This is a genomic window from Geobacter sp. OR-1 (genome assembly GCF_000813145.1).
Classification (GTDB): Bacteria; Desulfobacterota; Desulfuromonadia; order Geobacterales; family DSM-12255; genus Geoanaerobacter.
Genome location: NZ_BAZF01000010.1, coordinates 86,374 through 112,833, shown reverse-complemented (window position 1 = coordinate 112,833; position 26,460 = coordinate 86,374). Strand labels below are relative to the sequence as shown.

Sequence of the window (26,460 nt, the reverse complement as noted above, 5' to 3'; positions counted from 1 at the left end):
TGCTTCGTTAAGCGCATTGCGAATTCTAATACTTGAAGGAAAGGAGCAACAGATATGGCACTCACCAGATTCCCGATCGAAACCACGAACCCGAAGATAGAGGTAACACTACCGGTAGGAAGGCATGTCCTGGAGCTGGTGGTGGAAGACAGCGCCGGACTGCGGAGCGCGCCGGACCAGATCGTGATCGAGGTGCGCAAGGAGGTGGCCGTGCCGGCCATCACCGGCATCAACCCTGTTTCCGGGATTGCGGGCAGCACGGTAGATGCGGTGATCAACGGCACCAACCTCAGCGGCGCCACGGTGGTAGCTGTTTCCGGCACCGGGATAACCGCAAAGATCCGGACCGGCGGCACTTCCGGACAGCTCCCGGTTTCTTTCATCATTGCCGCCGATGCGGCGACCAGCCCCAGGAGCTTTACGGTCAAGACCCCGGCCGGCACGGCCAGCAGTCCGACCGGCGTTACGTTCTCCGTGGTAGTCGAGCCGAGGATCATTCCGGTCGAACCTCGGGTCGTGCCGATCGACGTCAGGCCGATCGAGCCGCAACCGATCATGGAACCGAGACTGGTCGTTACGGAGCCGCGGCTGGTGGTCGCCGAGCCGAGACCGGTCATCACCGAGCCTCAGGCGATCGTTGCCGAGCCGAGACTGGTGGTAGCCGAGCCACGGGCAATCGTGGCTGAACCGCGGGCCATTGTTGCCGAACCGCGGCTTACGGTTATTGAGAAACCGGCAAACCCGGTCATCGAGACGCGGGCCGTGATCCCCGATATCGGAACGCCGATAAACCGTCCTATCACGCCGGGCAAGGCCGCGCCGAAAAAGGGTGCCGCGCCAAAGAAGGGGACAACGACCAGGAAGAAGAAATGACGCTTGGCAAGCCAATGTCAGCCAAGGTGCGGGAGATGAACCTGGAGCTGAACCGGATGGAGACGATCTTCCAGAAGGAGCGGCTGGTCTCGGCGCCGCTCATGGTTCAGCTACCCACCGGCACCCGCTGCAACCTCCGCTGCATCTTCTGCACCGACCGGACCCCGGCCATGGCCGGGGCGTACCGGGATCTCGGCCTGGAAGAGTTCATCCCGATGGCGCACGGGCTGGAGACTGCTGCGACGGTCCAGCTCTGGGGGTGGGGTGAGCCGCTGCTCAACCCGGAATACGGCGCGATCTTCGATTACGTGACCGCGAATTATCCGGGAATCCAGATCAACGTCTCCACCAACGGCACCCTTTTCGACGCCGCCTGGCATCGCCGGCTGCTCGCCTACGCCAACTTCTCGCTCAACGTCTCGGTGAATGCCGCCACCCGCAGCACCTATCGCCTCGTGACCGGCACAGACCTGTTCGGCCGGATGGCCGCGAACCTGCGCGGCTTCGGCCGCCGCCTCCGGGAGAGTGCGGGCGGCTGCAGCCAGTACAGCGTTTCGTTTGTAGTGGTCAGGGAGAACCTGCACGAGATCCCGGCGTTTGTCGACCTGGCGGCCGAATTCGGCGCCGGTCACGTGCAGTTCATGGATATGATGGCCATCAACCCCTCGTTCGGGGTGATCTCCGCGGGGAGCGAAGGGGGGCGGGTAAGGGAGCTGTTCGCCGAGGCGCTGCAACGTGCCGCCATGGCCGGGATCTCGATCGGGACCTTCCTGCCGTACGGGGAGCACGACTACCTGGCAATGGATAAGTACGGTGGCGGCGCTGTGGCAGCGGCTGAAGCCGAGGAGCCGGTGGCGCTCAAACCGTGCTACGAGCCATGGCGCAACATGCTGGTCTCATCCGACGGCACTGCCTCGCTCTGCTGCCGCTCCGGGCTGGTTACCGGAAACCTCCGCAACGATGGGCTGGAAGGGGTCTGGAACGGCGATATCTACCGGTTCGTCAGAAAGACGGTCAACAGCGCCGATCCGCCCGATGTCTGCCGGAACTGCCCGGTGAAGCTGGGGATTTCGAGCTGAGGAAACGATCCTAGTGCAGGGGGAATAGCATTGCCGGTTAGGGTTGTCCCCCAAGCTCAACTATTTTCTTCTTTGTTGCTTCTATTTGTTCTTCCATGCGGTTTATTTCCATCAGTTGCCCCCGGTGCTGACGGATATCTCTCACTGTTTGCGGCCCGGAACGCGGCATTTGCGCAGATTCGATCCTTCTCAGTTTAAGATCGTCTTTCCGACGGGCAACGTCCGATTCCAATGATTTCAACGACTTTTTATGGCGCTGAAGTTCTTCTTCCCTGATTGCCTTTTTCCTGTCTTCCGGATTTACCTCGGCAGCCTTGGTTTCAGGGCTGCTTTGAGGCGTAACCTCAGGAGGTGGAGCGTCGGGAGTGCCTTCTATCGATTCCCGGACACTGATTTTCTTGCGAAACTTTTTGGGAATTGTACCTGGATCGTCAGTAAAATGAGTCGTCCCAGAATTATCGGTCCAGGAGTAGCTTTCCCCCTGGGCAGTGGCGGCAATTGCCGATATAGCGATCCCCAGGGTTAATATTTGCGCGATGTTCGCCATGATTGGGCTCTCTCCTTTTCCAGTACCCGGCAAATGTCCGAATGTCTAGCCTGACCCCGCTTGGTGCGTGCAAATCGCTATGACTCAACGGCTATTCCCTTGACAGGGCAGCAGTAACCCGCCTCACCAGTTCGTCGGGCGAGAATTTGGATAGAAAATCATCGGCCCCTACCTGGTCGGCCTTCTGCTTGTTTGACGGGTTGCTCATGGAGGTGTGCAGCATGACATGCAGCCCAGCAAGCGCCGGGTCGGCTTTGAGCTTGCGGGTAAAGGTAAAGCCGTCCATATCCGGCATCTCGACATCGCTGATGACCATCCCGATGCTTGCGACGTCATCCGTCTCGACAAGCTTGCCGAGATACGACAACGCCTTGGGAGCCGAATCCAGGGCAACGGCTGTTATCCCCATCTGGTCCAGCACCATGCATATCAGGGAACGTGCAGTCCTCGAATCATCCACGACCAGGACCGTACTGCCGGCAACGCTCTGCGCGAGGAGTTCCGGATTGTCTGCACTGACCTTGTGCTCCATACCCAGGACTTCGGCCAGCACCTTTTCGATATCCAGCAGCTGTATCGCTTCGCCATCCGGTCCGTAGGCAATCGCCACCAGGGAAGATGACATGGTCAGAAGGCCGGTCGGCCGTTTTATCTCTTCCCAGCCACGGGTAAGCAGCTGTTCAGGACGTTTCACCAGAAATCCGTGAATCATGCTGTTGTATTCGCAGATTATTATATAGCTGATATCCTGTTCCGTGTTTATCGGCTCCAGCTCTATCGCCATGGAGAGGTCGATCACCGTTATCGGCTTGCCCCGGAAATCGATCACCCCCTTTATGCTCGGATGACTCATGGGAACCCGGCTGAAAGTGCGTGGGCTCTCCACCATCTCGATGATCTTGAAGACGTTGATCCCATACAGCTGATCATCGGACAGGTAGAAGGTAAGCATTTCCATCTGGTTTGACAGCGCCAGGTTTGCCCGTTGACTGACTTCGTCGATAATGGATGACATGGTGCAACTCCTTTCCGTCACTCCTTTGATTTGCAACGGTGGGTGATGTGCCCTCACATTTTACCAGGGGCCTGTCAAATGTGTAGGTGACCCCTTTGTCCCTTGATGACGTGGAGAAATCCTCGATCCGGTTCTCAGTGTGGCGGCCATAGCGCGAAAACGATGACAAGAAAGACAGTAGCGGGAGCAGCCACTAGAAAATACGCCAATTTCTTTGTGAAGAAGTGCATAAACGCGAAGACGCCCGCCACCGCGAAATATATGGCGACAAGAAAATCACTCCAGCTCATCGGATTGATGAAATTCGCCAAGAGCGAAACGCCCATAATCCCAAGCAACACGACGCCAGTCGCAAGCATTAGCAAACGGCACGGAAGGCTCGCTACGACCCTCCTTAGCTTTTCCATGGCAGGTGTTTTCATGACCCCTCACAACTTATTACCCTTCTGCGGAACAGTCAGTAATCCATTGGTTTGTTTTAACGCCTTTTCCGGCTGTCCGCAAGGACAAAGATTCCGAAGGGTTAAAGATCTTTTCTGTTAATTGTTAATCGGAATCTTCTTCAGGTGAGCAGCCGTCGATCTGAGGCTGATATGGTAGATGATGCTTTGAAGATGTTGGATTCCTACCAGATTGTTTTCAGGTGGGGATAGTTGCGCAGCTTATCGTCTTTTGTCACCAGCGGCGCGCCGAGCGACAAGGCTGTGGCGGCAATGATCCGGTCCGCCGGGTCAGCGTGCGGAAACTCGGGCAGTCTGACCGATTCGACGGTAATGGCATTATTCACCGGCACAAAGGTGAGAAATGGCAGCGCCTCGCAGCGGCAGAGCCAGTCGCGGACATCCAGGGCCAACTGCAATCGGCCGCGTTCCGAAAGCAGGGCTATCTCCCAGGAACTGATGCAGGAGACATGGACAGACTTCAATTCCATTGCCGCATTGATTGCGGTTTGTGCCGGGCTGCTCAAGGCTGCGGGGTCATTAACCCACCAGATCAGCACGTGAGTATCGAGCACGATCACTTGAGCGCCTCCCAATCCTCACTCCCCACCGGCTCCAGCGGGGCATCATATTTCAGCACCGTATTACGCAGCCCGCGGAAGCACTCCTCCGGGTCCGCCACATAGGGGACAACCTTGAGCACCGGCCGGCCATGGTCTGTTATCACCAGTTCCTCGCCGGTCTGCTCGATCCTGCGGAAATACTCCAGCGAATGCGGCTTGAACTGGGATTTGGATACGGTTTGCGGCATGCTTCACCTCCGACTTAGTAATATGACTATGGTAGCATGGTCATATTGTGCGCGCAAGCAGGATTATTAATATTACTGGTAGGGCCAGATACGCCAGCACCAGGTAGACGCACAGGGCAACCCAGATCTGCGTGAGTACCGCATTCTCCGAGGTGCCGAGGAACGTCTTGATCTTAAGGTTCTGCTTGATCCGCTTGAAGAACAACTCGATCTTCCAGCGCTCATTGTAGAGAACTATGGTAGAGAACTATGGGACAGCAATGCCCTGAACTACATCAATTACGTTATCTGTACTGCAGATTTCATGTCCTCCCAATGTCGAAAAACTTTACACAATTGCAATGACTAATCCCTGTATGTTACGCCCGTAAATACAGCGTGTTATGCTTGTTGCAACCTGGGATATGCACATTTTAGGAAGATTATATGCATAAGATACTGTCGGGTTTCTTTGCATTTACTATGGCTAGCCTGAATGATTTCTGAAAATAGTCTTGAATATTCAACTCTATATCCTTTGGCAAATCTATTGCACAGTTGGAGAAAATTTCCAAAAGATGGTGTAAACAACATTTGCAAGGTTCACTGCATACTGTGTTTATCCAGTCAATTATGGGGGGTATTATGAAAAGAATAGTGGTTTTGTCATGCGTTTTATCAGTCGCGTTTTCATTCTGTTTGTCTGGTTGTGGAGGAGGGGGAGGAGGAGAATCAACTGCTGCAAATTTATCAAATACCGGTGGTGGCAATACCGGTGGTGGCAATACTGGTGGTGGCAATACCGGTGGTGGCAATACCGGTGGTGGCAATACCGGTGGTGGCAATACTGGTGGTGGCAACGATAGCACTGCTTTAGCTGGCAACTGGCATGGAAATTTTTATACAAGCCAATTTCAAATTGACGGTGATGGGCAAACGAGTGCTACCATAGTACAAAGTGGCAATTCACTTTTCGCTTCAATTACAATCAAAAATAGCTGCCGTGGTTCAGGAACCTACCAAGCTACAGTTGACTCATCTAGTAACTCTATTACTTTTGTTGGTCCTGGAACCATTACTGGGCAACTACTTAACAATACCTTCAAGGGAAGTTATACGATTCCTGCGAGTACTGGTTGTAATGCTGATCAAGGATCATTCAGTCTAACGAAAGGATTATAGCATTAATAAACGGGTCTATAACCCAAACAAAAGTGAATCCTCGTGAAGGATTCTGATTCCTGAGCTCACAGTTCTTCTCATCTGGCAACCTATAACATGCAAAAGCAAACCTCGAGGGTCGCAAACCTCAGAGGGTCAGACCTACACAATTGACAAATACTGACTTTTTGCCAGGGGCCTGTTAAATGTGTAGGTCTACCCTTTTGCTTTTTTGTAGGTCTGATCCCTTGCTTTTGTGGACTTCAAGACGGACCTCATAAGCCTGCAGAATTCCCATTCGCGTCGAATTTTTTTTGTAATTCCCTTTCAATCATGATGATCAGGGCTATGATCGCCAGCAGCACGAGGCCCACATTGAACAGGCTCAGATACTCTTTTTGAAACGGAATGAATAGCTTCACCAAAGCTATGATGAGAGACAGTGCAAGACCTAATGGCGGAAACGTGTCACCGATCCGCTTTTGCGCATAATTCCAAGTTTTCTGTGACTTCATCGAGTTTGATGTGCGATATCCGAAAAACCTGTTTATTTCCTTTGGCGGCCGGAACCTATAAAGCACTCCCAGAACTGTTATGATAACCGGGATCGACAAGTCGGTGATCCAGAAAAATACGTCCACAAGGCACCTCTGTAGTTAGTTTAGAGAACGACAATGGTCATGCCGACGCCACAAAAATATTTGTTTGTTTTAACGTCTTTTCCTGCTGTCCGCAAGTATAAAGATTCCGGAGGGTTAAAGGTGTTTTTCGTTGCGAGTCGAAGCTGATGGTGGGCTTACCAATCTGTTCAGGCGGGGGGCGTTGCATTATGCGCACAAGATGGATTCTAAGATTGCCCGTAAGATTTCCAGATTAGTACCTTATTGCTACGACTTTAATCCGGCCCATCTGCCCCATACGGTCTAGGTTGATTTCTCATGAAATAAATAACCGATAGCCTGATTGCGCAATGATTCCGTGGTGATAAATTGCTTGCACATCCGGTTGACTGATAAGGAGAGCAAGATATGGCACAAACTTATGGACTTGTAAGCGCAACCAGCCTGAACGTGCGGCCGGAGCCGTCCACTGCCAAACCGGCGCTGGGCGCGCTCAAACGGGGGACAAAGGTCGAAATTCTGGAGAAGCTGGAGGGATGGTACCGGATCAGGTCCGGGAGCCTTTCCGGCTATGTCTCCGGCGATTACGTCACCATCGTGGACAGCACCCCGGCGGCCGATTACCTCTGGGAGATGGACCAGCTCCGCACGGCGCAGCTGGCGCCGCCGGAGGGGAAGGCGATCCCGGTGCTGGCCAAGCATAACGCATCCCAGAAGATGGCAGCCAAGGTCTGGAACGGCCAGGGCGGGCTCCTGGAGATCCTCTCCGGCATCATCGAGGTGGAACCGGCCGCAGCTGTGGCGGTACTCTGCGTGGAGTCGGGCGGCGCCGGGTTCGATGCCAACAACCGGATGATCATCCGGTTCGAGAACCATATCTTCTGGAACCTCTGGGGGAAGAAGAACCCCGATACCTTCAACACCCATTTCACCTTCAACAGCCAGAAAAAATGGCTGGGCCACAAGTTCCGCAAGGATGCCAACAGCGCCTGGCTCGATTTCCACGGCAAGCAGGACAACGAGTGGCAGGTGTTCGACTTTGCCCGCACCCTCAGCGAGAATGCGGCCATGAACGCCATCAGCATGGGGGGGCCGCAGGTCATGGGGTTCAACTGCTCGCAGCTCGGCTACGATTCGGTACAGGAGATGTTCGCCAACTTCAGCAGCGACATCCGCTATCAGGTGCTCGGGTTGTTCGATTTCCTGCGCGGGCACGGCAGCACCTCAGCCATGATCGAGGCGCTGCAGCTGAAGGATTACACCCGGTTCGCCTCGTACTACAACGGTTCGGGCCAGGCGCCGGTGTACGGCAGCCGGATCGAGAGCTATGTACAGGCGTTCAAAAGCTTGAAATCTTGAAGGAGGACGTATGAAGCTCGATCTGACTACATGCAAGGTCCGCTGGGACCGGGACAACTATGTGCCGAAGAAGGTTTATGATTTTGAGACCGAACCGCTGGCGGGTGACCCGCGAAAGGTTGCCGAGGCGTTCCTGAAAGAGAACCTGGCGGTGCTGAAGATTTCGGCAGCGCTCTCAGATCTGCAGTTCGAGCAGGTGACCGAGAGCCTGGGTGGGAAAGCGGTGCTGTTCCAGCAGCATTTTGATGGGACCCCGATCCACGGGGCCTGGGTAGCGATCCATATCAACAACGCCAACCGGATCTTCATGGTGATGAACGATACCGTACCGGCCCCGACGCTGGAGAAGAAACTGGGCAAGCGGAAGGCGGCAGATTTCCTCTCCGACAATGCGATCGACGCCATCATCGCCAGGAAGGCCGCCGAGTACGGCACCCTTGCCACCGAGATCAACAAGGAAAACATGGTCTACGCCATGAAAGGAACCTTCAGGCCGGTCTGCAAGGTGAAGTTCGGCACCGAGAAGCCTGCCGGTTCCTGGATTCTGTTCATCGACCGGGTGAACGGCCATGTCATCGACGAGCGGAACGTGCTGCACAAGGCGACGGGCAAGGGTAAGGTCTTTTTGCCCAACCCGGTGGTGACGCTCGACCGGGACGACCTGCTGGATCTGAAGGATGGCGATAACGATGTCTTTGCCAAGGCCTATAAACCGGTGCAGCTCAAGGAACTCGACAGCTCGGGGTTCCTGAAGGGGCCGTACGTCGATACCACCAAGACCAGGAACGCCGCCAAGTCAGCGACACTGGACTTTCAGTTCACCAGAAGCGACGAGCGGTTCGAAGAGGTGATGGCCTACTTTCATATCGATGCCGTCCAGCGGTATATCCAGTCGCTCGGCTTCACCGGCGGCAAGGGGATTCTGAACCGCCAGATCCGGGTCAATGCCCACGGCACCCGCGAGGATAACTCCTTCTATGACCCATCGCCGGGCCGGAAGGATATCACCTTCGGCGACGGCGGGGTAGACGATGCCGAGGACGCCGAGATCATAATCCACGAGTACGGCCATGCCATCCAGGACGCCATTGTGCCGGGATACGGCCAGAAGACCGAAGGAAGGGCCATGGGGGAGGGGTTCGGCGACTACCTAGCCGGGACCTTCTATTACAGATACAAGAAGGCGGCCCGCAAGCTGAAGCTGGGTGAGTGGGACGCCAAGGGTTACCAGGGGGGACCGCAGGAGTGCCTGCGCAGACTGGAAAGCACCAAACTCTATCCGGCGGACATGGATGGTGAAGAGCATAGCGACGGCGAGATCTGGTCGGCCGTTCTCTGGCAGGTTAGGAAACTGCTGGGTGCGAAAAAGTCAGACACCGTGATCCTGGAAAGTCATTTCTACCTGAGCCAGTATTCGGACTTCAAGGACGGCGCCGAGGCGATCATCATGGCGGAGAAGAACCTGTACGGCGGGAAGCGGACCAAGGGGCTGACCAGGATTTTCAAGAACCGTGGGATACTGGCATAACAAGCGGGCAGGCAATCGCGGCATCCGGGATTGCCTGCCCCTTTTGCGTCCTCACACGATAGTCAGATTTTCCGCTATCAGTGAACCGGAACTGATGGTCAGCGTGCCGTGAAGGGTTGTGTAGCCGGTGGCTGCGCCGCCGGCGCTGACTCCCCCCTTGATGGTGATTTCTACGCCGCGGTCGATGATAAGGTTTTCATAAAGGTCTCCGGCAATGGTCTGCATGACATCGCCATTGCCGGCGCTATCAAGAGCCGCCTGCACAGTGGCGAAATATACCGGATTTGCCGGGTTGATCAGGACCGGATTGCCGAACTGGAACCCCTGGAGCAGCACGGACATGGTGTTGTTCGAGCGGTTTACCAGAACGAGATCGGCCTTCCCGTCATTGTTGAAGTCGGCAATCGCCGCTCCGGAGGTGTATTGGGGCTGCTGGAACTGGGTGTACTGTTGAAATGAACCGTTGCCGTTGCCAAGGAGGATGGAGACCAGGGCTGTCCCACCGGGGGCTTCGCCGCCGTCGTTCACTATTGCCAGGTCGGTCTTGCCGTCGCCGTTGATATCCCCCGCAGCGACAGATCGGGAGTACTGGAGTTGGGAGTAGGTGCCGGGAAACACGGAATAGAAATATCCTGCGCCATCCCCGGTCAGTATGGTCAACTGGCCGGTATCATAATTCACTACCGCCAGGTCTTCCTTGTAATCGCCATTAAAATCGCTCTTGGTCACGGAAATTGCCCCGGCGCCGACGTAATAAGAGGGGCCTGCGGTAAATGACCCCGGTCCCTGGCCGTAATAGATGTTCAGGTAACCGGTGGAAGGATTGACCGCGGCCACATCGGGCGGTCCGGCGTTTCTGAAGTGACCGACCGCAACGGAAGGGGATCCGGAACCAATCGAGATTGCTCCGGAATATGAAAATGAGCCGGCGCCGTTGCCGAGCAGGACCGAAGCCGATCCGCTCCCGCTGTTGGCGGCGACAATATCGATATAGCTATCGTAGCCATTAACTGTGCCGAAAGTGACTGCAGTCGGCTGGGACCCGACCCCGATCTCCTGCGCGCCGGTAAAGGTGCCGTCGCCATTGCCACGGTATGTGGAAACGGTATTCCGTTCGTAGTTGGCCACTGCCAGGTCTGCCTTGCCGTCCTGGTTGAAGTCGGCGGCAGCAACACTCCAGGCCTTGTAGGGAAGAGCGATCTGTACCGGTGCGAATCCGATCGAGCCGCCGCCTGGGGCTACTATGATTTCATACGTGATGGAATTGACGCTCTCCTGGCCGTTTCCGTTGACCGCAAAAAACTTCAGCGTTGTGGTGGTCGAGATATTAAGCGCTCCGCCGTACATTGCGGAAGAGGTTGTCGGCGTTGATCCATCCAGGGTGTAATAGATATTGGCCGAGCCATCATTGGCGGTGAGGGTGACCGTTTGTGGTGCCGTGAAGGTCCCGCCCGCTGGTGAAGCGGTGGTGACCGGAGGAGGGGGAAGTATTGTGTAGCTCTCTGTTTTTACCGTTCCGTCATTGCCGGCACCGTTTCTGGCGAAAAACTTCAGCGTAGTGTTGGTGTAAATGCCGATAGGGCTGGTATATACCCCGGAAGCCGTTGTCGGCGCCGAGCCGTCAATGGTGTAGTAGATGGTCGAAGGTTCGTTGGCGGTCAGGGTAACATTCTGTGGCGCGGCATAGGTCCCGCCAAAGGGTGAAGCTGTGACGACCGGCCCCGTGGCTGAACTGAGATCGGCACTCTCATTGACACTCAGGTTGCCGCTGGCAGGTCCGACATCATTGTTGCCGCCTATGACATACAGGCTGTTATTGACGATCCCGACCGCCTGGGCATAACGAGTGGTGGGGATGTCTCCCAGACTTTGCCAACTGTCGGTCTGCGGATCATACGACTGGACAACCGCAGTCCAGGTCATGGTGTTGAAATTGGTCATGCCGCCGAGCAGGTAGACTTTTCCATCTTCAGCCACAGCAGCCCTGGCCGCAACCGGCACCGGCAATGCGCTCTTTGGGGTGAAACTGTTGGCAACCGGATCGTACAGCCAGGTGCTGTTTAGCGGCATGCCGTCGCTCCCGAAACCTCCGATTATGTAAATATTCCCCTGCGATACTACTACCGCGGCATAATGCAGCGGCACCGGCATTGTGGCCTTGATGATGCTCTCATGGCTGGTTAGATCGAACTCCTCAATCGTATCGAATACCGTGCCGCTGTTGTTGCTTCCGCCCACCACGTACATCTTGTTGTTGAGGATGGCCGCGGAACACCTGATGCGTGGGGTGACCAGGGTGCCTACGGCAGCGGCACCTGAACCGGAGGCGGTGTCGTAGGAGAGGATGGCTGCCGTTGGCGTCGAGCCTACCGCACTCCCACCGGCGATATAGACGACCCCGTCCAGAACTGTTTCACCTCCGGCAAATCTCGTCTCGCTAAGGGCAGGCTTTGCCAGCCAGCTGTCCGTAAGCGGATCGTACGCTTCGACTGCTGCGGTGGTCCCGCTGTTGGTAGCCCCGCCGAGAACATAAATAGTGCCATTGACCACGACGGATGCGGCTCTCGATGTCGCTGTCGGCAGCAGGGTCTTGTTCGACCAGGTCAATTGACCGGCCATGGCAAACTGCGCCGTCAGCAGCATCAACAAGACCTGTGGTACCGACAACAGCAGGTTACGGCAAATCCGGTGCAAACATTTCATCTTCGCCTCCTCTAAATAGCAGCATGAACAGCAAATAAATCAAATTGTCGGTTGTTGGAGATTGATGCAAATACAACCACTGAAGCCGGTGTCGATCGGCGCGGACAATGGCTGGGGATGGGATTCGAGGGTAGGGCTTGTATTTTGGGCGAAAATAATAGCGTCTAAATGAATGGACGTCAATGTTAATTAGAGGGAATGTGTGATTAAAAACCGTTTAAAAACTGGCAGATACCGGCGTTGACCGGCGATTCACCGGATCAGCGATGTAATCCAGCAGACAACAAAAGGTGCCGTTGACGCGGCCCGGGCAGCCTCGGGCCTTGCCTCCAAGGCTGACAATGTGAACAGCCTGGTGCATCGGTTCCGGTTATATCCGATCCGATCGGATCAATCAGCCAGCCACAGCTGGGCCTGGCGCGGTGGAATTGAAAAGGTGAAGTTGTCGCCTTTCACCTGCATCGCATGACCGTGGATCTGGCACCGGTAGGTCCCGAGCCGCAGCCCGAAGGTCCAGATGGTGGGGTGTTGCCAGTCAGCGGTCTTGTTGATGGCCACGATCCCCCGGTATCCGCGGGCAAACACCAGGAAGCCGTCAGCCTCGTACAGGGTGCGCTGCGGCAGGCCGTGGACTACGTTGTGGAAGGCGATCATCGCCTTCAGGTCTGAGCGCTGCCAGGCATTGGCCCAGCGATCCCGGTCCTCCGGGTATTTCCCCGCGCTCTCGTTGTGGTCGGAATAGACCAGCGGCATGCCGCCGTCACGTCCCATGATATAGACCTTGGCAAGAAACTCGTCCTGCTTGTCCAGCAGTTGCCCCCTGAAACCATCGTTATTGGGTATGTCGTGGGTCACGGCAACTGTTACGCTGCGGTTCCAGGGAAGGGCCTGACCGTTTGCTGCCGGGTCTGCCAGTTCCCGCATGCTGCCGCCGGGCGAAAATACGCGACGCAGGGTCTCGTGCAGCGGAAAATCGTAGAACGACATCCCGGTCTCGCTCAGCAGGGGCCAGAGAAAAACCCTCTCCTCGTTGTCGTTGGCGGTCAGCGCCTCGCCGAACAGGTATTTCCCCTCCAAGTCGGCAGTTGCGAACACTCTCCGGATATGCTCGTCCGGCAGGTGCTTGACCGCATCGACCCGGTAGCCGTCGAATTCCAGCTCATTCAGCGCCCGGAGACAGGTCTGCTGCTGCCCGATCACCCATTCGTTCAGTTCCAGATCCGGAAGTCCGGAAAGAGAGAACTCCGTTGACTGGTATTCGTCCAGCCAGTTCTGGATATTGCCGCTGTTGTGGAAATCCCAGGGTGAAAAGAGCCCTTCGTTCAGCTCCCCGTACAGCCGGTCCCGGCCGAACTGCCGCCGTTCTTTCCGATACCGCTCCAGTTCCGCGGCGCCGGGGAAATTGAGCCGGTCGGGCCGGTTCTCGTTGGCCATGTGGTTGAAGACGATGTCGCAATAGACCTTGACCCCGTATTTGTGCAGAGCCTTGATGACATGCCTCAGGCCGGTCTTGCGGCCGAGGTGCGACCTTAACACCCGGTAGTCCTTGGGCTGGTACCGCTGCCACCACTCCGGTCCGTTCGGGTCGCTGTAGAGCGGCGGGGGGATCAGCACCCCACCGTAGCCGATCTCGGCAATCTTCGCCGCATTGGTGCTGATCTCACGGTATGGCCAGTCAAAGGCATGAAGAATGACGTCGTGCATCAGAATCCCCTGGTGTCGAGATGGTTTTTCATCGCCTCTCTACCGGCAGCGATCAGGGCTTCGAGCCTCTTGCCGCTCATGTCGAACTCGGTGGTGCCGTACCCTTTGGCCGGGAGCCGGCAGACCTCGTCTTCGTGGGCCGCGATGGCGGAACGGTCATGGGCGTCGGTAAGGGTATCGAGTATCCTGGTGACCCTCTGAATGGTCTTGAGCCGGGTGACATGGTCCAGCAGCCCTTCATCGGTGCCGGCTGATCCGGTTTTTTCCGCTTTTGCCGGTGCTCCGGACACGGTGATTGTCTCATCGATAAGGAGGCCGAGGTTCGGACAGGCATCGGGATCGATCGATCCCATGACCGCCTGGACCTCGTCATCGTCCGAGGTCAGGTAGTAGATCGGGAAGTTGGAGAGCACGCCGCCGTCAACAATGGTGTGGCCGGTGATATCCTTGCCCCGGTAGGTGCCCCAATCCTTTTGCCAGCGCACCTCCTGCCAGAGGAACGGTATGCTCATGGACATCCTCACTCCCCAGGCGACCGGACAATCCGGCGCGGTGCGGCTGTTGAGGATCAGCATGTCGTGGGAAGAGGTGTCCGAGGCAACTACCGAGAGGTCGGAGTTGGTCTGCCGGGCAAATTCCCTGAAGTTGAGGTTGCCCAACCCCGAGATCCGGGCGTCCAGTTTCTCTCGAAGCCAGTCGATGAAGGCGTCTCCGGCATACAATCCCCCCCGCTCGACAAAGGAGAAGATTTCCCGGTAGGCATCGATCTTCATCAGCCGTTTCATGAGCTGTTTGTCCAGCCATTCCTCGGTAGATTCCGGGACCAGCGGCAGGTCAATTTTGCGGAAGATGGTGTAGGTGAGGCTGTTTTTGATCTCTTCGGACGCAAATTTCGCAGCAATGTCCATGAACGTGGCGAAGCGCGGTTTCCCCTCTTTTGTTGTCTCGGTTGTCGCCTGCAGCATTGCCGGTGCTTTGTAGCCGGCCGCCATCAATGTCGCAGTGATCGCGCCGGCCGAGGTGCCGACAAACCTTCGTGCCGTGTGGCCGCGCCGTTCGAACTCCTCGATGGCGCCGACAAATACCGAACCCTTGGCGCCCCCGCCTTCAAATACCAGGTCGAATTCCGTTCCCATTGCTCCCCTCCTTATCGATCCAGCCGCATTCTGTCCAGGCACTGCCGTGCCGCATCCCTTCCGGCTTTGATCAGCAACTCCACCCGCTGGTCACTCATGTCGAACTCGGTCGTGCCGTAACCCTTGGCCGGGAGTCGGCAGACCTTGTCGGGATGGATGCTCATCACGAACTTGTCGTTGGCGTCGGTCATGGTGTCCACCAGGCGCATGAGCCGCTTGACGGTCTTCAGCTCCTTCGCTTCGTCAAGTATCCCCTTGCTCGCCTTAGGCTCGGTGCCTGCAGCGTCAGGCACCTCGATCTTCTCGTCTATCAGCAGCCCGAGTTGCGGGGCGTCGGCAGCGCCGGTCGTTCCCATGATGGCGACGAACTTCGGGTCGCTGGCGGCAACGAGGTCCAAAGGGAAGTTCGAGATGACACCGCCATCGACAATGGTGTGACCGGTGATATCCTGGCCGCGGTATCTCCCCCAATCCTTCTGCCAGCGCACCTCCTGCCAGACGAACGGAATGCTCATCGACATCCGCACGGCCCAGGCTACCGGGCAATCCGGGGCAGTCAGGCTGTTGAGCACCAGTTTTTCCTGGGCAGTGGTGTCGGAGGCTACAACGGTCAGCTCGTTGCCGGTCTTGTCGCTAAACTCTTTAAGCGTGGCGTTTCCAAGGTTGCGGCACCCGGCATCGAGTTTTTCGGTCAGCCATTCGTGGAACTTTTTCCCCTCATAGACCCCGCCCCGCTCGATAAACGAGAACAGAATCCGGTAGCGGTCATGTTCCATCAACTGAGCGAAGATCTTTTCGTCGATCTTCTCCTCTGACCGCTTGCTGATGAATGGCATATCGACTTCCCCGAAGAATTTGTAGGTATAGCTGTCAAGGATATCCTGCCGGTCAAAGGCTCCCGGGATATCCATGAAGGTGGAGAATCTGGGCTTGCCTGCGGGGGTCTTCTCGTTTACGGCGGCAAGCATCTCGTCCGCGGTGTATCCTGCCGCAAGCAGGGTGGCGGTGATGGCTCCGGCCGAGGTGCCGACAAACCGTTTACCGGTGATGTTCCGCTGCTGGAACTCCTGCAGCGCACCGACGAAAACCGTTCCTTTGGCGCCGCCCCCCTCGAACACCAGATCGAATTGCCTGGCGCCCCTGTTCTTGTCGAACCGGAACGGTTCAGCACAGGCCGCAGGCCCGTTCTTGGCTGCCGGGGCAATCGGCTTCGTATGACTGCATCCCTGTATGAGCAGGGGAGCCAGGGCAACAATGCTAACAACCGACAGACCTGTCCATATCCGTTTCATTGCTCCTCCCGTTTGTCTTTTTCATGTAGGCCTCAACCTTATCGAGGAATCTGCCGGTCGAACCACACCACCAGTTGTTGGCCAGGATCTCTTTCATGGTGTGAAAACCAAGCATCCGGTAACTCTCGAACTGCGATTCGCTGAACCACTGGTCCGAGGTCGGTTCATGGGGAAACGTCCGGTTTGCCCGGTAATAGTTATAGATGTCTGCCGGCTCCTTTTCGTCGATGACCGGTTTGATATAAACGATCCGTCCGGTAAACGCCGGCTTGCCATCGACGGCTGGGTAGTCGATGGTGCCGCTGGCGCACCGCTTGTTCTTGTCGATGATCGGCGTCAGATCCAGCGTTACCGTGGTGCAGAGGTCGATCCTGATCTTGCGGAGCGCATTGCCGAGATCTTCGAAGCTTTTTTTCTCGTCGCAGCCGGCATCGATTGCCACAATGAACCGGCAACGGCGCAGCGCCATCTCGTATAGCCCGAGGTTTTCGAAATGGCCGCCGTCGGAGAGGTAGATGTATTTGTAATGGTCCGAGGTGCGGCCGAACATCTCTCTGAACATGATTCCCGCGGACCATTTCGGACCGGTGTTACGCCAGGTGCCGCCTCCTTTGTCGCCGGTGTGGCCGAGCCACCAGCCGAGCCGCAGATTGAACAGCGCCATGATGAAGGTGATCAGCGGGGAAGAGTGGTAGCCCATGTTCGGGCTTGCCGCCGCCCCGGAGATGGCCATGGCGGTACCCAGGCTTATCCCTTCGTGCGGCAGAAGGGATTTGGATTGCGGTGCCGCATACTTGTTTATGGGGCGGTAGCCGATCTCTTTTCCCCCGGCATGGAGCGGGCTGATGGTAAACGATTCCGCTTTGCGCTGCTGCCAGGATAGCTTTTCGTCGGCGGCGACATTGAGGGCGATGTTGATGATATGAAACGGCCGCTCCCTAAGGGCGCTCATGTCGATATTGTCCTTCCAGTCAAACCCGGTCAGCGGGTTGGGTGCTCTTTCATCGGTCATCTTCGGCACACATGGCGCCAGATCTTCTTTTGTCTGAGCTGCCGCAGTCATATTTACCACAGGCTGTTTCCTTGATCCCCCCAGATAGGACCTGATCAGCCGGTTACGGTACATGCAGTGGAGCGAAAAACGGTTGATATCCACAAAATAGCTGATCAAACCGCCGCACAGTATAAAGCAGCCAAAGGTGTACAGCGCGAGCTGGTAATCCTCTTTTTTGCAGCTGTTATGGAGTTGCAGGACGTGGTGATCAATGGAAAAATTGTCCGGCCGTCCTTCCAGTATCCAGCTTGTCCCCAGTGAGAGGAGGATAAGGAACGTTGCTATGAACAAAAGCGCCGCCAGAGACATCAGGAGATTGATCCCCTTTTTCTTGAGATCTTCTTCCTTCCTGGCGGAAGCCGGGGTGCTGTCACTGTGGCCGAAGAAGGCGGTGGCCGCCCCTGAGAAGATACCGAATAGGCTGACAGCGGTGCTTTGCAGGGTCGAAATGTGCGAGAAAAAGAGTTGCGGGCCATAGTAGACCAGCGCCGACCCGGCCAGCCACAGGCAGGTGACGATCAGCGGGTGGGCGGCGGCGCTGGCCCACCATTCCCGATCGGTTTCTTCAGACGCAAGACGGACAAGCGCCACTTGCAGCAGACCCGCGGTCAGGAATGCGCCGATGAAGAGCGGCGCTGCGAAGCAGGCATAGGCCGGCAGGTCGTTGGGGATAAGGTGGTTGAGACTCTCGGCCGAAAGAATGAGCAGGTATCCGCCAAGCGCACCGGAACATGCTGCCGAGAAAAGAAACCATAAAACCTTGTACGGGTGCGGGATCTGTTTCGTCCTGATCGAGGCAATGGTGAGACCCACACCCCAGGCGGCGCTATGATAGGCTGCGCCCATGATGGCAAAGGCCGTTTTCAGATTCGCAATGGCACTATCCAGAAGATACGGCCTGGATAGCCCGGCAGAGGCTAGCAGCGCCAGGGGTTCGTGTTGTACGAACCACCCCCACGCTATGGCAAACAGGACTGCGTATCCGAGAAAAGGGGTAAGAAAGCAGATCTTGAAACAGACCTTTTCTATCTTGGCGTTACCGAGGCTGGGGAGGTCTACTGCCTCGTAGATGATGGAGAAAAAGACCATTAACCCTCCCAGCGACAGGATGGTTACTATTGGCCAGAAACCGCAGTTGAGAGCCACAACGTGAATCATGAACCTCGGCAGCATGAGAGCGGCAGCCAGGAAGGGGAGAATGACGGCCCAGTTGATCAGCATATTTCTTATGAATGTAGCGGCCAGCGTCCAGGTGTCGGCATTCATCAACCCCACCTTGGGCGACAGGTAGTTGCTGAAGTTTCGCAGTTGCCGGATCGGCTCCGGTTCCGTCCCGGGATTCTGAACGTCCTGTTGGGATGCGAGCTGATGGTTCACGTACGGGAAACAGCTGCGGGCGATCCAGGCGCTGAGCCAGGCACCGATATAACCGCCGCCGGAAACCGTGGACAGGTAGTCGAACTGCTTGAGCAACCCGGCCTTGGCAAGTCCCTGGAGGATACCCAGGTTGAAGGTGGCACTGCGGATGCCTCCTCCGGACAGGCAGAGGGCGGTATAGCCGTCAGATCCACCACTCCTGCCGCTCTGCGGATCTATGGCATTGCGTTCCTCTTCGAGCACCTTGTCAAGCGTGAGTGGTGCTGGATCATTTTGGGCCGGGGATCCGGACATGTTGCGTCCTTTTTGGCAACAAGATGCCATGAATACAGCATGAAGAGCCTGTCCATTTATTAGCAGTGATAACGAATTAGGCAATTGCCCTACTGGCTATTTATTTAGGCGCTTTAGGGGGTAGTTCGCGGGGGGCAAATCAGGTATGTCTAAAGTCGTAACAGTTTGCCGGGGAAATGAAAATGCCGGCGGAGTCGCCGGCATTTATGAATAGATATGCTGGTATCTTCAGGCGATGGGCGGAAGCCGGTACTTCATTGCCAGCGGCACCAACTGGGAACGGTTGGTGACCTTCACCTTGCGGAATATATGGCTGATGTGGGCCTTGACCGTCTGTTCGCTGATATTGAGCCGGTCTGCAATCTCTTTGTTCTTGTAACCCTGGGAGACCAGGACGATCACCTCTTGCTCCTTGCGGCTGATCTTGTCGGTGTTTTTGGCGCGCGCCGAGGACTCCGCATAGTTGAGGAGCGCCTTCAGCTTGGTGTTGTCGATCCATACCTGTCCGGCATGAATGACCGACAGCGCCTTGAGGAACAGCGACGTTTCCGTGTCGGTTGCAATGACCCCGTCGAGCTTGTGGGAGAGGAGGATGCTGATAATCTCGTTTTCCTGCAGGCCGGTATCGAACAGTATCACCTTGGCGGAAGGCCAGTTGGTGAACAACTCCGGTTTCAGCGAGGAGGCATCCACTAGTATCAGTGCGGGCGCATTGCTGCCGTTATGCGCCGATCCGTTGCTGACCGATGCCTGGTAGCCGTCAGGCGCCCTTGTAAGTAGCTCGGCCAGTGCATTGCTCAAGACAAGATTGCTGAGATTGATCATTATATTGATCGACATGTGGATACCTTTTTATGGCTACGGAATTTTATGGTAAGAATTATATAATTCTTAGACAAAATGTCAACTGGCAACGCGTTGAATTCGACGTTTCCGAGGGGTAATTCTTGTAGGAGGTATACTGATGCATGTTTGCGTATTGCAGGTTTCCCTTGCGCTCCCCTGTCACTCGCTGAAAGGCAAGCGCGGCATAGTAAAGAGTGTGTTGTCAAGAGCCCGCAACCGGTTCAATGTCTCGGCGGCCGAGGTGGAGCGGCAGGATGATCCTGCGACAGCGGAACTCGGCTTTGTCACGGTGAGCTCAAGCAAGCTGTATGCGCGGCAACTTCTTGAAAAACTGGAAGAGTGGCTTGTGGATGAACGCCCCGACGTGGAGATTCTGGCTGCGGAGATCGAGGACTGGTGATCTTCGGCGTAATACTCTTTGTTGAAAATTGCCGATTTTGCTCTATACTTGCTGCATGATCCTGATTTATGCAGAATTGACAAGGGGGTGACATGGTTATTGTAAGCATCGCGGTGTTGATTATGGCGGTGACCTTGATAGTGCTTGCCGCGGCAATTGTGCCGGCGTTTCTGGAAATAAAAAAGACGGCTGCGGCATCCAGGGAGACCCTTGAGCGGATCGAGGCCGATCTGCGGCCGGTTCTTAAGGAACTCCACGAAACATTGACCGATTTGAAAGAGATTGTTCATGAAACCGCTGAAAAGCGTGATGAAGTAGCAACGTTCATGGAAGCGCTCGGAGACACGGGCCGCGGGCTTCGCACCATAAACGGGGTTGTGGGTTCTGTTGCAGGCATTCTTTCCACCTCTTCGCTGTGGGTTACCGGTGCAAAGGTGGCAGGGAAATATGCTGTGGAAAAATTTCTACGCAAAAGGAGAAAAGCTGATGGCGAACAATGATAATGGGGTAAGCGCGGGGACCGTTCTTCTCTCTTTCCTGGCAGGGGCCGCAGTTGGAGCGGGAGCGGCCCTGCTCATGTCTCCCAAGACCGGCAAGGAGGTCAGGGAGAAGATTGCCAGTCTCACCGAGGATGCTGTTGACAAGATCAAGGAGTATGTTGTCGAGGCTCAGGACAAGATAATGACCACAATTGAAGACGGCAAGGGAGTTCTGAAGGAAAAGAAGTCGATTCTTTCCTCGGCGCTTGAGGCCGGCAAGGAAGCGATGGAGCGCGAGAAGGAAAAATACCGCGGGGCTTGAATCAAGACCCGGTATGGCAATGGAAGGGGCGCATTGACAGCGCCCCTTTTTTGTAAACAGGGTTGGTGTAAATCATGGATCTTGCCTTGAAGGTTGAAAAATCGATCTCGGAACTGCTCGGAGTCAACCCCGAAAAGTATACCGGGGTGCGCCGGCCGGTAATAAAGATTGCGCAGATCCTGTTGGTTGCGGCCAAGGACTTTATTGCCGACCGCTGTTCATTGAAGGCCTCGGCCCTCAGTTTTACCACCATTCTGTCTCTGGTCCCGTTCCTGGCCCTGGTGTTTGCCCTTCTGAAGGGGTTCGGCATCCAGAATCGCCTGGAACCGCTTATAGTCAAGCAAGTTGCTGTCGGTTCCGAAAAGGCCGTTGCCAATATCATCCAGTATATCAACAATACGCATGTCGCATCCCTGGGGGTGGTCGGGCTCTTTACCCTCGTCCTGACCGCGGTTTCCCTGTTCGATTCGATTGAGGAGGCCTTTAACGATATCTGGGGAGTAACCGAAACCCGTTCGTTTTATCGCAAACTCACCGATTACCTGAGTGTTGCGCTGGTGGCGCCGCTGCTGATGCTGTCGGCAGCCAGCATCACCACCAGCCTGAAGAGCCAGGCCGTTGTCTTGTGGCTGCTTTCGGTTCCATATATTGGCGCCCTGGTTTTCAACGGCCTGGGGATTATCCCGTTTCTGAGCATCTGGCTGGCCCTGATTTTTTTCTACATCTTTATCCCCAACACGAAGGTCCGGCTCAGTTCCGCCCTGATCGGCGGGGTGCTGGCCGGTACCCTCTGGCAGCTGGCACAGTGGTGCTACATTCATTTCCAGATGGGGGTGACGCGCTACAATGCCATCTACGGCGCTTTGTCCCTGGTGCCCCTGGTAATGGTCTGGATATACACCAGCTGGGTAGTGGTACTTTTCGGCGGCGAGGTTGCGTGGGCGCATCAAACCCTCAAGAAATGCCGCAGAGGGCTAAGGATGACCCCAGACCACTCGATGCAGGATTACCTCGCTCTTTCGCTTTTTCAGAAGATTGCCGCCGCATTTATTGCGGGGAAACCGGCACGTAGCGTTGAGGAGATTGCCGAGGAGCTGGATGTGCCGACCCGCATCATCCTGGATCTCTTCAATTTTTTTGTGGCCCAGGGGTTTCTGACGGCCGGGGGGGCTGATGCTTCGGCCTGTCTTCCGGCCCGCGATATCGACCATTTGAAGGTGGATGAAATATTGACCGCTTTGAGCGGGTATGGAGGGAGTGGGGTCGCTTTGCTCTCCTGCGCTGATTCGGCAGGCGTAACCGGGCTTCTGCGCAGGATAGAACACGGGAGAGCGGAGATCCTGGCCGGAATGACAGTCAGGGAACTCGCTATTATGCCGCCCGCCATTGACAAAATGCCGGGGGTTGGCATATAGTGCCACATCTTCCGGGTTCTCGACGATTCATCCCTCCTGACGATTGAAAGCGATACTAAACTATTCCCAGGCCTATGCAGGACATTAAAAACATAACCATAAAGAAAAAAAGCGGATTCAAAAAATTGCTGGCGTGGCGGAACGAACCCCCGCGCAACAGTTTCAGGCGTCTTGACCCCGAGCCTCCCGAGCGGAGACGGCGTTTGAGGTTTATTCTGCCGGTGATCGCCTGTCTTCTGGCGGCTTACCCGCTGTTTCATCTTCTGGTCTCCGCTGGAAATGCGCTTTCCAGCGTCAGCCGCACCCCGGTTCCCAAGGAACCGGCGTCGGCAAAAGCCGATGGGGATAACTCGTTCCGGCTCGCCCGGGAACTGCTCTCATCTTCGGCATTTGACGGGAATCGGTACCGGGCCGGCCGGCCGGACGGTTCGACAATATATTACGCCATCAATCCCGAGCTCCAGGAAAGGGTGCGTAAGGTCATGGCGGAGAACAGGGTCCCGTATGGTGTATTTGTTGCCGTGGAGCCGAAAACCGGCCGTATCCTTGCGATAGCGGCGCATTCGGAGAGTGATGCCGCCTGGGAGGCGCAGGCCCCGTACAATTTGTATCCCATGGCGTCCCTGTTCAAGATTGTCACTGCCGCCGCCGCTCTTGAACAGCGCAAGGTAACCCCCGAGACGGTGATGCCGTTCCGGGGCCGCCTCACATCGGAAAATCCGCGATACTGGGAAGCCGGTCCCAGGCACGGAAATCAGGAGATGGACCTGACCACGGCGATGGGAAAGTCGGTGAATCCGGTTTTCGGCAGATTGGCCAGCAATGTCGGGAAAGAGGGTATCTTGTCCGGTATGGAACGGTTCGGTTTCAACCAGTCCCTGCTTCCCGGAGAGCCGATTCTCTCAAGTTGCGGTTCAACACCTCAGGATGATGCGGATCTCAAGCGGCTCGGAGCCGGGCTCTGCAAGGAAGTAAAGGTCTCGCCGCTTTATGCCGCATTGATGATGGCCGCAGTAGCCAACAAAGGGGTCATGCTGCAACCGCAACTGGCCAGCGAGATCCGCGGCAGCGAAGGTAAGCTGCTCTATTCCGGAGAGCCCCGGCAGGTCAGGCGGGTTGTTTCCCCCGAGACTGCTGACCAGCTCTCCAAGATGATGTCCACAACCGTGAGCCAGGGGACTTCCCGTAAGGTGTTCCGGGACCGGCGCGGCCGGCCGAAGCTCGCTGCCGTCGATATTGCCGCCAAGACCGGTTCCATCACCGGCATTGATCCTCCCGGCCATTACAGCTGGTTTGCGGCCTATGCCCCGATCAATGATCCGCAGATCGCCCTGGCAGCCCTTGTAATCAACGGCGCCAAGTGGCGGATCAAGGCTTCGTTGCTGGGGGAACAGGCCCTAGAGGCTTTCTTCCGCTGACGGCACGGGAAAAAGTCCATCTGCTGTGTTACGCCTTGCATCTGGAGCTTTTTGCCGTGCCGAAATATAAATTTTGCTGAGTTGCTTATGGAATGCATGCGTTGCGGGACGTGCTGTGTAGCGCCGGATATCTCTGCCTTGGGGAAGCCTCCGGGGGTGAGGTGTTCCAACCTGCTGAACGATGGCAGCTGCTCGATCTATAACGAACGGCCTGCTGTCTGTCGCGGCTATCGACCGGATGAGATCTGCCTGAAAGTGGCGGCGCCGACACTTGACCGGCGCGTAGCGAAGTACCTGGAACTGTTTGGGCTGTAGGAGGCGGGGAGAGGTCAGCTGTATGTTTTCAATACGATCTCTTTATCTACCAGTTCGGCATAGTGCAGCCCGGCAGCCCATGCTCCCAGAGAGACCAGCCGTTTCCCCGGCGTTGCCGGGAATGTCTCGGTGAATGGTATATGGAAGTGCCCGGCAATTACCAGGTCATACCCCTTGGCAAACTGTTCCGAGGCATGCTTTACCAGAATATTGCGGAAGGCGGGGTTTTCGCCCTTCAGATGCAGGTACTCCCGCCCTTTTCGCCCCATATGATCGGCAATTGCGCACGCTACCCAAGGCGGGACGACATTCGTCAGCCAGCGGGTGAATGATGAGTGGAACACGAACCGCAACAGCCGGTATGGGATGTCTGATGGATTCGCCTCGTCGCCATGGCACAGATAGGCTTTTTGTCCGGCAATGGTCAGAGCGGCTGGTCCCGGAAATATCCTTGCTCCCAGGGTTTCGGAAAAAAACGGGCCGATATGGAAATCATGGTTTCCTTCAAAATAGACGATTTCCGTCCCGCTTTCCCGGAGTTTTTGTAGCGCTTCGAGCACCGGCAGGTAGTGGGTGAACGGGACTTCCGGGTAGCCGAGCCAGAACTCGAAGAAGTCTCCCATGATGTACAGGGTCTCGGTGGTGCCGCCCAGTTCGGCAAGAAACCGGAGCATGGCCTGGTAACTGGGGTCCCTTTCCTGCTGGAGGTGGGCATCGGCAATAAATACGGTACGCATCGGGCTACTATAGCGAAAAAGCGGCAAATGGTAAAGGAGTGACGGATATTGGGCGTATTGCGTGACGTTAATATCATCTGGGATGAACTTCTGGATGCATTTGAGAATACTGATCCCGATGTGGTATATATACTGGACCGGATTTCCGGGGAGATCTACCTGGTCCCTTCCGATTACGATGATGACCGGTTCTGGCAGGATGTGGCCACAAACAACGAACAGTACCTGCCGATCCCCGGGTTTGATTATTCGCAGGAGCGGCTGCTCCTGCACGAATTCATCCAAAAAGTGGAAAACGTTCATCTGAAGGAGATGCTCGGGAGGGCGTTCGCCGGCAAGATTCCGTACGGAAAGGTCGAGGAGATACTCTCTTTTTATCCCGAAGAGATGGACGAACTGGAGTCGCTGCGGGACAATATGTTGTCAAAGCGTGTGAAGCAGTGGCTCGAAGAGCATGATCTCTATTCTCCGATCGATGTAACCATGGATTCCTATGAGTGAGCATGCGGAAAGCCGCATAAGCCGGCCATCGATGAAGTGGGCGGCGCTGCTGGCCGGTGCCGTGATACTTGCGGCTGCCGGCTATTCCATGAAGCACACCATCTCCTGTTTTCTGCTCTCCTTTGTCTTTGCCTACCTGCTGGACCCATTGCTGGTAACACTGGAACGGAAAAATATCCGTCGCGATTACGGGTTGGCCGTTGTATACGCGATTCTATCGATTCTGGTGTTCTTCTTCACGGTTTTCATGGTGCCGCTGCTGACCAGTCGCTGGCACGATCTTGTCGCAAGCCTGCCCGGATATATCCAGAAACTCAAACAGCTGTCGAGCAATCTCAGGAACGGTTACGAGCCTTCTTTCGGTACTGCCGAGTGGCAGTGGCTCCTGGACTCTCTGATCGGCAACCTGGACAAGATGTCGGGAAAACTCGGCGCCGGCGTCTATTCCGCGGCATCGAAAGTCGCTTTCAATCTCTTGAACCTCCTGCTGGCGCCAATCCTGGTATTTTTCATGCTTCATTACAAAAGAGAGATCCAGAGTGAACTGGTAAGATGGCTCCCCCCTAATCGCAAAGAGCTGTTTCTGCAGATCGGCAGCGAAATCAATCGCAGCGTCGGCGGATACATCAGGGGCCAGCTGATTGTGTCCCTCATAGTGGCGGTACTTTCGACGGTAGCCCTTTATTTCCTCGATATAGATTATGCACTTTTAAACGGAATGTTCGCCGGGGCCGCTTCGATCCTCCCTTTCATAGGGGTGATTCTCGCTACGATCCCGCCGCTGTTTTTCGCCTATTTGAAGTTTCAGACATTTTCGGCACTTTTATCCGTTGTCGCTGCCTTTTCGGTCATCTATTTCGTGGAGGGGTACCTGATCAAGCCTCTGGTGTTCAAGGAGGCGATGAACCTGAATCCTCTGGTTACGATCATATTTGTCATGGCATTAGGAGAGGTGATGGGATTCTGGGGAATACTGCTCGCCATTCCGATCGCTGCCGCTGTGAAGATCACCCTTGAGCATCTCCGCAAGGGCGACTTTTTCCGGGTGCCCTGAT

26 protein-coding genes and 1 pseudogene are annotated in these 26,460 nt (G+C 55.9%); 13 read left to right on the top strand and 14 right to left on the bottom strand.

Annotation, left to right across the window (positions count from 1 at the left end; genetic code table 11):
* Nucleotides 1-54: 54 nt before the first annotated feature.
* Nucleotides 55-873 carry a hypothetical protein gene (locus tag OR1_RS11970; protein ID WP_041972096.1) on the top strand — a complete coding sequence of 273 codons (819 nt, stop codon included), beginning with the start codon at nucleotides 55-57 and terminating at the stop codon, nucleotides 871-873.
* Complete coding sequence (locus tag OR1_RS11965; RefSeq protein WP_041972095.1) at nucleotides 870-1,952, top strand: radical SAM protein; 1,083 nt, start codon at nucleotides 870-872, stop codon at nucleotides 1,950-1,952. Before OR1_RS11970 ends, OR1_RS11965 begins: the two co-directional genes overlap by 4 nt.
* 37 nt (nucleotides 1,953-1,989) lie before the next feature.
* Here OR1_RS11965 and OR1_RS20865 read toward each other — a convergent pair whose 3' ends face one another.
* From OR1_RS20865 to OR1_RS21625, 6 genes and pseudogenes are all read right to left on the bottom strand, one after another.
* Nucleotides 1,990-2,499 carry a DUF4124 domain-containing protein gene (locus OR1_RS20865; protein WP_052440414.1) on the bottom strand — a complete coding sequence of 170 codons (510 nt, stop codon included), beginning with the start codon at nucleotides 2,497-2,499 and terminating at the stop codon, nucleotides 1,990-1,992.
* Nucleotides 2,500-2,590: 91 nt separating this feature from the next.
* Nucleotides 2,591-3,514: a chemotaxis protein gene (locus OR1_RS11955; RefSeq protein ID WP_041972094.1), complete on the bottom strand. Its 924-nt coding sequence runs from the start codon at nucleotides 3,512-3,514 to the stop codon at nucleotides 2,591-2,593.
* A gap of 134 nt (nucleotides 3,515-3,648) precedes the next feature.
* Nucleotides 3,649-3,936 carry a hypothetical protein gene (locus tag OR1_RS11950; protein WP_152609879.1) on the bottom strand — a complete coding sequence of 96 codons (288 nt, stop codon included), beginning with the start codon at nucleotides 3,934-3,936 and terminating at the stop codon, nucleotides 3,649-3,651.
* 203 nt (nucleotides 3,937-4,139) lie between these two features.
* The gene (locus OR1_RS11945; RefSeq protein WP_041972092.1) at nucleotides 4,140-4,535 is read right to left on the bottom strand and encodes a type II toxin-antitoxin system VapC family toxin; all 396 of its coding nucleotides are present in this window, start codon (nucleotides 4,533-4,535) and stop codon (nucleotides 4,140-4,142) included.
* Entirely contained in the window at nucleotides 4,532-4,765 is a 234-nt protein-coding gene (locus tag OR1_RS11940) for a type II toxin-antitoxin system Phd/YefM family antitoxin (RefSeq protein WP_041972091.1), read from the bottom strand. The genes OR1_RS11945 and OR1_RS11940 overlap by 4 nt, the downstream gene beginning before the upstream one ends.
* Before the next feature lie 88 nt (nucleotides 4,766-4,853).
* A pseudogene (locus OR1_RS21625) lies at nucleotides 4,854-4,997 on the bottom strand (transposase); the annotation flags it as partial.
* A gap of 392 nt (nucleotides 4,998-5,389) precedes the next feature.
* Between OR1_RS21625 and OR1_RS22505 the strand changes: the two are divergent.
* Nucleotides 5,390-5,926, top strand: a complete 537-nt coding sequence (locus tag OR1_RS22505; RefSeq protein WP_082002924.1) for a hypothetical protein — start codon at nucleotides 5,390-5,392, stop codon at nucleotides 5,924-5,926.
* Nucleotides 5,927-6,180: 254 nt separating this feature from the next.
* On the opposite strand, the gene OR1_RS11930 is transcribed toward OR1_RS22505, so the two are convergent.
* Complete coding sequence (locus OR1_RS11930) at nucleotides 6,181-6,546, bottom strand: SdpI family protein (RefSeq protein WP_041972088.1); 366 nt, start codon at nucleotides 6,544-6,546, stop codon at nucleotides 6,181-6,183.
* Between the two features lie 387 nt (nucleotides 6,547-6,933).
* Here OR1_RS11930 and OR1_RS11925 point away from each other — a divergent pair, with 387 nt between their 5' ends.
* Complete coding sequence (locus tag OR1_RS11925; protein WP_052440413.1) at nucleotides 6,934-7,884, top strand: N-acetylmuramidase domain-containing protein; 951 nt, start codon at nucleotides 6,934-6,936, stop codon at nucleotides 7,882-7,884.
* Between the two features lie 10 nt (nucleotides 7,885-7,894).
* Nucleotides 7,895-9,412 (top strand): M36 family metallopeptidase, encoded by a 1,518-nt coding sequence (locus tag OR1_RS11920; protein ID WP_052440412.1) that lies wholly within the window; start codon nucleotides 7,895-7,897, stop codon nucleotides 9,410-9,412.
* 51 nt (nucleotides 9,413-9,463) lie between these two features.
* Here the strand turns inward: OR1_RS11920 and OR1_RS11915 are convergent, their stop codons facing one another.
* The 6 genes from OR1_RS11915 to OR1_RS11890 form a co-directional block, all read right to left on the bottom strand.
* Nucleotides 9,464-12,115 (bottom strand): chitobiase/beta-hexosaminidase C-terminal domain-containing protein, encoded by a 2,652-nt coding sequence (locus OR1_RS11915; protein WP_041972087.1) that lies wholly within the window; start codon nucleotides 12,113-12,115, stop codon nucleotides 9,464-9,466.
* Nucleotides 12,116-12,505: 390 nt separating this feature from the next.
* Nucleotides 12,506-13,819: an alpha-amylase family glycosyl hydrolase gene (locus OR1_RS11910; protein ID WP_041972086.1), complete on the bottom strand. Its 1,314-nt coding sequence runs from the start codon at nucleotides 13,817-13,819 to the stop codon at nucleotides 12,506-12,508.
* Nucleotides 13,819-14,955, bottom strand: a complete 1,137-nt coding sequence (locus tag OR1_RS11905; protein ID WP_041972085.1) for a patatin-like phospholipase family protein — start codon at nucleotides 14,953-14,955, stop codon at nucleotides 13,819-13,821. Before OR1_RS11905 ends, OR1_RS11910 begins: the two co-directional genes overlap by 1 nt.
* Nucleotides 14,956-14,966: 11 nt before the next feature.
* Nucleotides 14,967-16,247, bottom strand: a complete 1,281-nt coding sequence (locus OR1_RS11900; protein ID WP_041972084.1) for a patatin-like phospholipase family protein — start codon at nucleotides 16,245-16,247, stop codon at nucleotides 14,967-14,969.
* Nucleotides 16,213-18,972, bottom strand: coding sequence for a patatin-like phospholipase family protein (locus OR1_RS11895; RefSeq protein ID WP_041972083.1), 2,760 nt, complete (start codon nucleotides 18,970-18,972; stop codon nucleotides 16,213-16,215). Before OR1_RS11895 ends, OR1_RS11900 begins: the two co-directional genes overlap by 35 nt.
* 228 nt (nucleotides 18,973-19,200) lie before the next feature.
* Entirely contained in the window at nucleotides 19,201-19,812 is a 612-nt protein-coding gene (locus tag OR1_RS11890; protein WP_041972082.1) for a response regulator transcription factor, read from the bottom strand.
* A gap of 124 nt (nucleotides 19,813-19,936) precedes the next feature.
* On the opposite strand from OR1_RS11890, the gene OR1_RS11885 reads away from it, so the two are divergent.
* The 6 genes from OR1_RS11885 to OR1_RS11860 all read left to right on the top strand — a co-directional run bounded on the left by OR1_RS11885 (nucleotide 19,937) and on the right by OR1_RS11860 (nucleotide 24,167).
* Nucleotides 19,937-20,218, top strand: a complete 282-nt coding sequence (locus OR1_RS11885; RefSeq protein ID WP_041972081.1) for a DUF503 domain-containing protein — start codon at nucleotides 19,937-19,939, stop codon at nucleotides 20,216-20,218.
* Between the two features lie 92 nt (nucleotides 20,219-20,310).
* Complete coding sequence (locus OR1_RS11880; RefSeq protein WP_041972080.1) at nucleotides 20,311-20,718, top strand: DUF948 domain-containing protein; 408 nt, start codon at nucleotides 20,311-20,313, stop codon at nucleotides 20,716-20,718.
* Nucleotides 20,705-21,019, top strand: a complete 315-nt coding sequence (locus OR1_RS11875; RefSeq protein ID WP_041972079.1) for a YtxH domain-containing protein — start codon at nucleotides 20,705-20,707, stop codon at nucleotides 21,017-21,019. The genes OR1_RS11880 and OR1_RS11875 overlap by 14 nt, the downstream gene beginning before the upstream one ends.
* A 74-nt stretch (nucleotides 21,020-21,093) precedes the next feature.
* Nucleotides 21,094-22,434 carry a YihY/virulence factor BrkB family protein gene (locus OR1_RS11870; RefSeq protein ID WP_052440411.1) on the top strand — a complete coding sequence of 447 codons (1,341 nt, stop codon included), beginning with the start codon at nucleotides 21,094-21,096 and terminating at the stop codon, nucleotides 22,432-22,434.
* A gap of 203 nt (nucleotides 22,435-22,637) precedes the next feature.
* Nucleotides 22,638-23,852, top strand: a complete 1,215-nt coding sequence (locus tag OR1_RS11865; RefSeq protein ID WP_370543355.1) for a penicillin-binding transpeptidase domain-containing protein — start codon at nucleotides 22,638-22,640, stop codon at nucleotides 23,850-23,852.
* Between the two features lie 87 nt (nucleotides 23,853-23,939).
* Nucleotides 23,940-24,167 (top strand): hypothetical protein, encoded by a 228-nt coding sequence (locus OR1_RS11860; protein WP_041972133.1) that lies wholly within the window; start codon nucleotides 23,940-23,942, stop codon nucleotides 24,165-24,167.
* A gap of 14 nt (nucleotides 24,168-24,181) precedes the next feature.
* Here the strand turns inward: OR1_RS11860 and OR1_RS11855 are convergent, their stop codons facing one another.
* Nucleotides 24,182-24,904 (bottom strand): UDP-2,3-diacylglucosamine diphosphatase, encoded by a 723-nt coding sequence (locus tag OR1_RS11855; protein ID WP_041972077.1) that lies wholly within the window; start codon nucleotides 24,902-24,904, stop codon nucleotides 24,182-24,184.
* Nucleotides 24,905-24,952: 48 nt separating this feature from the next.
* Between OR1_RS11855 and OR1_RS11850 the strand changes: the two genes are divergently transcribed.
* Both OR1_RS11850 and OR1_RS11845 read left to right on the top strand, forming a co-directional pair.
* Complete coding sequence (locus OR1_RS11850; protein ID WP_041972076.1) at nucleotides 24,953-25,405, top strand: UPF0158 family protein; 453 nt, start codon at nucleotides 24,953-24,955, stop codon at nucleotides 25,403-25,405.
* The gene (locus tag OR1_RS11845; RefSeq protein ID WP_041972075.1) at nucleotides 25,398-26,459 is read left to right on the top strand and encodes an AI-2E family transporter; all 1,062 of its coding nucleotides are present in this window, start codon (nucleotides 25,398-25,400) and stop codon (nucleotides 26,457-26,459) included. Before OR1_RS11850 ends, OR1_RS11845 begins: the two co-directional genes overlap by 8 nt.
* Nucleotide 26,460 lies beyond the last annotated feature (1 nt).